The following is a 6,422-nucleotide window of genomic DNA, read 5'->3' as shown; positions in this document are numbered from 1 at the left end:
ATTGACAGTACCGAAGGTCATGATCTCACACTGCCAAGAAAAGCCTCTAGCCAGGAGAAGGTGCCCGTACCGCAAACCGACACAGGTAGGCGAGAAGAGAATTCTAAGGCGCGCGGAAGAACTCTCGTTAAGGAACTCGGCAAAATGACCCCGTAACTTCGGGAGAAGGGGTGCCTCGGTAGGGTGAATAGCCCGAGGGGGCCGCAGTGAAAAGGCCCAAGCGACTGTTTAGCAAAAACACAGGTCTGTGCGAAGCCGCAAGGCGAAGTATACGGGCTGACGCCTGCCCGGTGCTGGAAGGTTAAGGGGAGCGGTTAGGGTTTAGCCCGAAGCTGTGAACCGAAGCCCCAGTAAACGGCGGCCGTAACTATAACGGTCCTAAGGTAGCGAAATTCCTTGTCAGGTAAATTCTGACCCGCACGAATGGCGTAACGACTTGGGCGCTGTCTCAACGAGAGATCCGGTGAAATTTTAATACCTGTGAAGATGCAGGTTACCCGCGACAAGACGGAAAGACCCCATGGAGCTTTACTGCAGCTTGATATTGGACTTGGATACGATTTGTACAGGATAGGTGGGAGCCTAGGAAGCCGGAGCGCCAGCTTCGGTGGAGGCGCCGTTGGGATACCACCCTGATCGTATCTAGGTTCTAACCTGGTGCCGTGATCCGGTACGGGGACAGTGTCAGGTGGGCAGTTTGACTGGGGCGGTCGCCTCCTAAAGAGTAACGGAGGCGCCCCAAGGTTCCCTCAGAATGGTTGGAAATCATTCGAAGAGTGCAAAGGCAGAAGGGAGCTTGACTGCGAGACTGACAAGTCGAGCAGGGACGAAAGTCGGGCTTAGTGATCCGGTGGTACCGCATGGAAGGGCCATCGCTCAACGGATAAAAGCTACCCTGGGGATAACAGGCTTATCTCCCCCAAGAGTCCACATCGACGGGGAGGTTTGGCACCTCGATGTCGGCTCATCGCATCCTGGGGCTGAAGTAGGTCCCAAGGGTTGGGCTGTTCGCCCATTAAAGCGGTACGCGAGCTGGGTTCAGAACGTCGTGAGACAGTTCGGTCCCTATCTGTCGTGGGCGTAGGAAATTTGAGAGGAGCTGTCCTTAGTACGAGAGGACCGGGATGGACGCACCGCTGGTGTACCAGTTGTTCCGCCAGGAGCACAGCTGGGTAGCTAAGTGCGGACGGGATAAGCGCTGAAAGCATCTAAGCGTGAAGCCCCCCTCAAGATGAGATTTCCCCGTATGTAAGACCCCTTGAAGACGACAAGGTTGATAGGCCTGAGGTGGAAGTGCCGTAAGGCATGGAGCTGACAGGTACTAATCGGTCGAGGGCTTATCCAAAAAATAAAATGCAAATCTAGTTTCGTATCCAGTTTTCAAGGATTCAACCTTGAACCGATTTTTAGCTGCAAGCCTTTTATAAGGTTTGATCTTTTGCTGAAGCGGAAAGCGCGGAAGTAAAAGCAGCGCAAAAATCTTGTTTGGTGGCAATGGCGGAGGGGTTCCACTCGTTCCCATCCCGAACACGACCGTTAAGCCCTCCAGCGCCGATGGTACTTGGACCGAAGGGTCCTGGGAGAGTAGGACGCTGCCAAGCAATGTTCCCCGATAGCTCAGTCGGTAGAGCACTCGACTGTTAATCGAGTTGTCACAGGTTCGAGTCCTGTTCGGGGAGTCTATCCTGGAAGGAAGGATATATGTTTTGCATATTTCCTTCTCTTCCGGGGAAACCAACTCTTATGGAGAGGTGTCCGAGTTGGCCGAAGGAGCACGATTGGAAATCGTGTAGGCGTCACAAGCGTCTCGAGGGTTCGAATCCCTCTCTCTCCGCCAGCAAGGACTTGAATATGGCCCGTTGGTCAAGGGGTTAAGACACCTCCCTTTCACGGAGGTAACAGGGGTTCGAATCCCCTACGGGTCACCATCTCTTTTCTTTAGTCATCCCAGATCTGGAGGCTTAGCTCAGCTGGGAGAGCATCTGCCTTACAAGCAGAGGGTCGGGGGTTCGATCCCCTCAGCCTCCACCATACTTCTTATTACTGACGCGGGGTGGAGCAGCCCGGTAGCTCGTCGGGCTCATAACCCGAAGGCCGCAGGTTCAAATCCTGCCCCCGCAATTATCCTCTTCAAGAGGATGGCATTATTCTCGTGTGGAGCCGTGGTGTAGAGGCCTAACATGCCTGCCTGTCACGCAGGAGACCGCGGGTTCGAATCCCGTCGGCTCCGCCATTTATCTTCTTAGTTAAGACTTGTACGAGCCATTAGCTCAGTTGGTAGAGCACCTGACTTTTAATCAGGGTGTCGAAGGTTCGAGTCCTTCATGGCTCACCAGTTTCATATTTATTATGCGGACGTGGCTCAGCGGTAGAGCATCGCCTTGCCAAGGCGAGGGTCGCGGGTTCGATTCCCGTCGTCCGCTCCATCTTAATACGCGCCCTTAGCTCAGCTGGATAGAGCGTTTGACTACGAATCAAAAGGTCAGGAGTTCGAATCTCTTAGGGCGCGTTCCCTTTGCCGGTGTGGCGGAATTGGCAGACGCGCGCGACTCAAAATTGTACGCGCCTCATGTTTTACGCGCCGAACCATTCCGTTCCTTGATATATAAAGGTTTTCCGAAAAGGGCACCGCGCTTTAGTCGGTGGACCCGCACCAAACTCCCCAAAATTCAGCCGATTTTGGAGGACTGCGCTTTTGTTTAGATGTAACGCGGTCAGGTTGTACGCGGCTGGTGTGTCGAGGATAACTCGATGTAGCATGCAAGTCAAGCATGACAAATTATATATTTTTATTGTGCCGGCGTGGCGGAATGGCAGACGCGCTCGACTCAAAATCGAGTGGGAAACCGTGGAGGTTCGAGTCCTCTCGCCGGTACCAACAATGAAATCAAGCTCTTGGGATCAGGAATCCAAAGGGCTTTTTTAATGTTCAGGACATTATGGATTGGCAGTAACAGTACGACATCGAGCTGTTTAGAAGAGATATTCGGGATCAACCTAAAAGTATAGTTCGGTGAAGAACACATTTTTGGAAAACGATCTCGATAAAAAACAAAGCAAGCGAACCTAGAGATAGTCCGCTTGCTTTGATCTGCCTGCCCTTCACCACCATTTGTAGCTGTTGCGCTCCAGCTTCTTCTGATCCGAGTTCTTTTCATGATCGCGTTTTCCGAAAAATTCGTCTTCTCTCGCGATCGTTGGGTCATACCAGTCCGCTTTGGCTTTCGCCCATTCCACCCACTTCATCGACTTGGGATCGAGGTTTCCGGATGCCTCCACTGCGGCAATATAACGCCTTATTTTGCAGGCGGTATCGTAGTCCTCCGAAAGATTTTCCAAAGCGAGCGTTTGCTCCACTTCAGCATTAAAGCGTTGTCTTCGCTCCTCTTTTCGCCGCTCTTCTTCCTGGCGTTTACGTTCAGCTTCCTCGCGGGCCTCGCGCTTTTGTCGGCGAATATCGGAAGCTTCGTAAAACGCAATCATGATATCGCCAAGGCGATCTTCGATGACGTATGATTTGCAATCGCGAAAGTTTTTTGCGGCATATATTGAAAAGCTGATTCGGCCATTGTAAACATAGTCATACTTTCTGATTTTTGGCTTTGACGCCCATGAACTGCGGCGCTTGTCTTCCTCATATTTCAGAAGCTGCATATTTTCTTCTTTCGTGGGAATATGCTTGACCTCGTCTTGCGCTTCTGAAACCGATATAGAGACAGTTTCCCCGTTGACTATAAATTTAAGATCGCTGGTAAGCGAACATCCTAACGGCTCCATGGCTTTGATTAGCGCATCAATTATATGTAACACCCGAGGTAATGTTTCTTCGGACACCGTGTCGGCAAGAAAGAGAGGAGAATCCTTGGCACGCCGATTGAAGCCTATTGCTTCTTGTTCTTTGCGTTTTTTTTTCCATTCCATGACTTCTTTGCGATGAGCAACAATTGTTGGGTGCATCTTCGCGTTTTCGTTAGGTATCCTGATTTGTGTTGCAGTGGAAAGCACGACTGTTCTCTCTTTCTCATTCAGAAATGCGAGAGTCTCTTTTTCAATCTGAGGTGTATACTCAGTTCCGGTTCTTACGCCTGATTTCTTAGCGGGCTTGCTGCTTATCGGGAGTGGTATTGGATTAACCAGTTTACCCGCACGAAGCTTGGCCCAGTATCCGACCGGAGGTGTGGGAATATCAAAGGACTGGCAGACTTTACGGATCGCAACATCCGAGACACCATATCTTTTCGCTACTTCGGTTACCGGCACCATCCATACTTCTTTGTACAAGGTTTCTCTGTCATAAATATTGTAGGTTTGTCCAGATTGCTCGTACGTTTCAGGTTGTCCGACCGTTTGAGTAGATTCGCTGGTATCGTCTACTGAAACGGACGGTGTCTGTTCCTCGACTAGTAACACAGAAGATTCAAGCGTTGGTGAAGATTCGCCGACAGCTGTTTCCATCTCCGCTCTAACGGAATCCTTTTCAGAAATCGCTCGATGTTTCTTTTTACGAGCGGCCGGTACGGTTCTGTAAATGAAAATCCTCTCATCCGCCGGTTCCGGTAGTTCCAGTTTGGTTACAGGCTTGTTGAAATTGAGCTTGGTCCAGTATCCGGACGGAGGAATCGGAATGCCAGCTTCCTTAATCTGTTTCATTAGATGAGCATAGGGAAGATTATATTTTTTGGCTACTCCGGCGACAGACATTTCCCAGATTTCATCGTATAATTGCTTACGTGTTATTACGATCTCCGAATGCTCTGGCACAGCGTTCACCTCCTTCCCTTCCTTGGATAAGCTCTTTGCAACAGTAGAAATGCGAGCCTTTGGCTCAGACATGACCTCCTGTTCTATTTGCATGGCTTGTTGATTTTCTTCTTCCGCATCAGCAGTACCCGCCGCAGCACTTTCTTTTAGCGGTTCATTCACTGTCTGTGGTGCGAGAATAGCGTCAAATTGTTTGATTCCCCCTATCCCTCGTTTTCGCTTAATAGAAAAACCAGGTCCCGTTTCATTTCCTCGAATTGATTAATAATCGTATTCAAATTTTTCTCGATATTCTCGACCTGGACAGCATTGATTTTTCCGTGGTTATAAGCAATGAGACGTTCCGGCACGATGGTATAGGACCAACTTTCTCTGTAGCGGTCTTCGTTGCGGACCGCAAAACCGATGGGCAACAAGTCGTTGCGCATGCCGAGTGTCAGCATGTTCGGGGATATACCCAAATAATCTGCAGCGATTTTTATTGTGATTTTGGGGATATTTCTGATCTCTTCATCCGAATACTTCACCATACGTTTCACCTCCTTGATCCGGTTCCGACGTCACAATCAGACTGGCGACAATCTATAGAAAGATATTGGTCTTCGGTATACCATAAACTTTCTCGTACAATATTTCCGAAATTCGAAAATTCTTATTCATCAACCACGAGAAGAATACCTAGCATCGGTCATGTCTGTGTATCCAGATGAGTTTGGCTTTGCTGAGAATCGTCTTGGAAGCTTCTCCTATCGAGAAAAAGATATGAAGTTCTCCATATATGACCTAAATAAGTGGGAGTCGCGAAAAGCCGCGCATTATGTTCTTAATTTAGTCTTTAATCCTCAAAATATAATCTATCGAGATATTCAGGATTTTGTCTATTCACTAGTCGAGAAAGAGGTTATCTTTAAAGTATAGTCACAAGACATCGGGCCAATCTGGCCCGATGCTACTTTTGCACAGGGACGCACCATTTGCAGTGGGTTTGTTTATTTATATACTGGCTTCTTTGGACAGGGTTATATATTTTTGAAGGATGTTCATGAGCAACAATATATTCAGGTTTTAACCTTTCTGAAATCCAGCATGCAGAGTTACTGTCATGAGGATCATAGTGTTCAGATATATCGTCTATTTGCCATTGAGGCAATAATTCTAGCGGGACATCACAAACAAAAATAGTGGGGATTCCGGTACTGGATAGCATATCGTGATATTTCCCATATATGTCTTTATCTAATTGTGCAGCAATTGCGGCAAGGTATTCACTCCCCCAACATAAATAGTGTCCGCTTTCGCCCAGGAGTTCTTTTTTAAACAAGCTGAAATAGACATGCTTGGAATCGGAAGGTTGCAGTGTAGGGTCGTAATCCATAACTGTGTTTACTGATATTCCAAATGTGGCAGTGGCAATTTGACGCATTTCCTCTACATTAAAAGGCTTTATGCCCTCTGAAAAGTAGCTTTCCATATCAATAGGACGACAGGCATGATACGCACGAATATGCGTGTAATGTCCAAGGTCAATCCCTTGTTTCTTATTCCCTTTATCATCAGGTACAAATACTTTTTTGTTATTCTCCATCATTCTAACTCCTTCGGCACGTTGCCTGACGGCTCGTGCCATTTTTTGGGGCATGATCTTCTACCGGTAAAGTCAA

The 6,422-nt window shown here is 48.3% G+C and carries 3 protein-coding genes, 10 tRNA genes and 2 rRNA genes (1 of these 15 running past the window's edge); 12 read left to right on the top strand and 3 right to left on the bottom strand.

Annotated elements, in window-relative coordinates; all coding sequences use genetic code 11:
* The 12 genes from U9M73_RS12145 to U9M73_RS12090 all read left to right on the top strand — a co-directional run.
* Nucleotides 1-1,345: ribosomal RNA gene (locus tag U9M73_RS12145) — 23S ribosomal RNA — on the top strand (it extends 1,714 nt beyond the left edge of the window).
* Between the two features lie 139 nt (nt 1,346-1,484).
* Nucleotides 1,485-1,601, top strand: a 5S ribosomal RNA gene (gene rrf, locus U9M73_RS12140).
* Between the two features lie 5 nt (nt 1,602-1,606).
* Nucleotides 1,607-1,679: transfer RNA gene (locus U9M73_RS12135), tRNA-Asn, on the top strand.
* Between the two features lie 66 nt (nt 1,680-1,745).
* Nucleotides 1,746-1,837: transfer RNA gene (locus U9M73_RS12130), tRNA-Ser, on the top strand.
* A 16-nt stretch (nt 1,838-1,853) separates the two neighbouring features.
* Nucleotides 1,854-1,928: transfer RNA gene (locus tag U9M73_RS12125), tRNA-Glu, on the top strand.
* Between the two features lie 27 nt (nt 1,929-1,955).
* Nucleotides 1,956-2,031: transfer RNA gene (locus tag U9M73_RS12120), tRNA-Val, on the top strand.
* Nucleotides 2,032-2,047: 16 nt separating this feature from the next.
* Nucleotides 2,048-2,121: transfer RNA gene (locus tag U9M73_RS12115), tRNA-Met, on the top strand.
* Nucleotides 2,122-2,156: 35 nt separating this feature from the next.
* Nucleotides 2,157-2,233, top strand: a tRNA-Asp gene (locus U9M73_RS12110).
* 26 nt (nt 2,234-2,259) lie between these two features.
* Nucleotides 2,260-2,335, top strand: a tRNA-Lys gene (locus tag U9M73_RS12105).
* A 16-nt stretch (nt 2,336-2,351) separates the two neighbouring features.
* Nucleotides 2,352-2,426, top strand: a tRNA-Gly gene (locus tag U9M73_RS12100).
* 9 nt (nt 2,427-2,435) lie between these two features.
* Nucleotides 2,436-2,509 (top strand) — tRNA-Arg (locus U9M73_RS12095).
* 287 nt (nt 2,510-2,796) lie between these two features.
* Nucleotides 2,797-2,878 (top strand) — tRNA-Leu (locus tag U9M73_RS12090).
* Nucleotides 2,879-3,102: 224 nt separating this feature from the next.
* Here the strand turns inward: U9M73_RS12090 and U9M73_RS12085 are convergent.
* From U9M73_RS12085 to U9M73_RS12075, 3 genes are all read right to left on the bottom strand, one after another.
* Nucleotides 3,103-4,923, bottom strand: coding sequence for a hypothetical protein (locus tag U9M73_RS12085; protein ID WP_127575689.1), 1,821 nt, complete (start codon nt 4,921-4,923; stop codon nt 3,103-3,105).
* A 41-nt stretch (nt 4,924-4,964) separates the two neighbouring features.
* Nucleotides 4,965-5,291 carry a hypothetical protein gene (locus U9M73_RS12080; RefSeq protein ID WP_127575688.1) on the bottom strand — a complete coding sequence of 109 codons (327 nt, stop codon included), beginning with the start codon at nt 5,289-5,291 and terminating at the stop codon, nt 4,965-4,967.
* Nucleotides 5,292-5,710: 419 nt separating this feature from the next.
* Entirely contained in the window at nt 5,711-6,346 is a 636-nt protein-coding gene (locus U9M73_RS12075) for a hypothetical protein (protein ID WP_127575687.1), read from the bottom strand.
* Nucleotides 6,347-6,422 lie beyond the last annotated feature (76 nt).

Origin of the sequence: Paenibacillus phoenicis (genome assembly GCF_034718895.1) — a bacterium.
GTDB lineage: Bacteria > Bacillota > Bacilli > Paenibacillales > Paenibacillaceae > Fontibacillus > Fontibacillus phoenicis.
The sequence above is the reverse complement of the archived record's forward strand: the minus strand, read 5'-3'. Positions and strand labels throughout refer to the sequence as shown.

What these genes read in the sequence shown, in the direction of transcription:
- U9M73_RS12080 (WP_127575688.1), bottom strand. Translation starts at nt 5,291, where the DNA reads ATGGTGAAGTATTCGGATGAAGAGATCAGAAATATCCCCAAAATCACA.
- U9M73_RS12075 (WP_127575687.1), bottom strand. Translation starts at nt 6,346, where the DNA reads ATGGAGAATAACAAAAAAGTATTTGTACCTGATGATAAAGGGAATAAG.